The sequence below is a fragment of the Cobetia sp. UCD-24C genome, from assembly GCF_001306765.1.
GTDB classification, from domain to species: Bacteria; Pseudomonadota; Gammaproteobacteria; order Pseudomonadales; family Halomonadaceae; genus Cobetia; species Cobetia amphilecti.
Map to the genome: position 1 here is coordinate 1 of NZ_LJTD01000036.1, position 880 is coordinate 880.

The 880-nt window shown below is 65.3% G+C and carries 1 protein-coding gene; it reads right to left on the reverse strand.

The window, feature by feature from the left end; translation table 11 throughout:
- Positions 1-880, reverse strand: an 880-nt coding sequence (locus tag AOG28_RS17435) for a VCBS domain-containing protein (protein WP_200906842.1), incomplete at both ends; no start/stop codon positions are given.

Sequence of the window (880 nt, forward strand, 5' to 3'; positions counted from 1 at the left end):
GACGGTGATGGTCAGCGTGGTGCGGGAGACATCGCCATCGGCATCGGTGATGCCGTAGGTGAAGACGTCGGTCAGTGACGCGCCATCATCCAGGCCCTGGACCTCGGCATTGCTGTTGTCCAGCACGTAGCTGTAGCTGCCGTCACTGTTGAGGGTCAGCGTGCCGTAGCTGCCGGCGATCTCGGTACCGGTCGTGTCGCTGACGTTTGCCGCAAGCGCGTCATCGTCCTCCAGAGTGCCTGTCACGACACCAGTGACCAGGGTCGGCGTGTCGCTGCCCAGGGCATCGGCGGCCGCATCGGCATCCGTGCTGTCACCGGCCCCGCTGATGACATTGCCGGTCAGGGCGTCAGAGGTGTCCTCGGCGATGGTGCCGGTGTCGGCATTGGCTGTCGGGACGGTGTCGACAATCGCGATGTCGAGACTGTCCGTGGTGCTGGCATCCGTGATGTCGGTGACCACGACCGCGAAGCTGTCGGTGATGTCGCCGCCCGAGTGATCCTCGGTCTCGCCATCCTCGACGTAGCGGTAGGTAACCTCACCGGTGCCGGCGTCATAGCCGGTCACGCTCAGGGTGCCTTCGCTCCCCTCGATGACCACCGGGTCGGCCTCGGTCGCATTGGTGATGTCGACCGGTATATCCACATCGACGCCAGCAATGGTGACCGTGGCAATCCCGGCAGTGGCGGCGACCGTGAAGCTGCCGGTGACGGTGTCGCCGGTGGCTTCGGTGACGCTGTTGTCGTCCGTGCCGCTGATGCCGGTGATGACCGGCGCGGCATCGGTCGAGCCCGTGACGGTGATGGTCAGCGTGGTGCGCGAGGCATCGCCATCGGCATCGGTGATGCCATAGGTGAAGACGTCGATCAGCGGGTCGCTG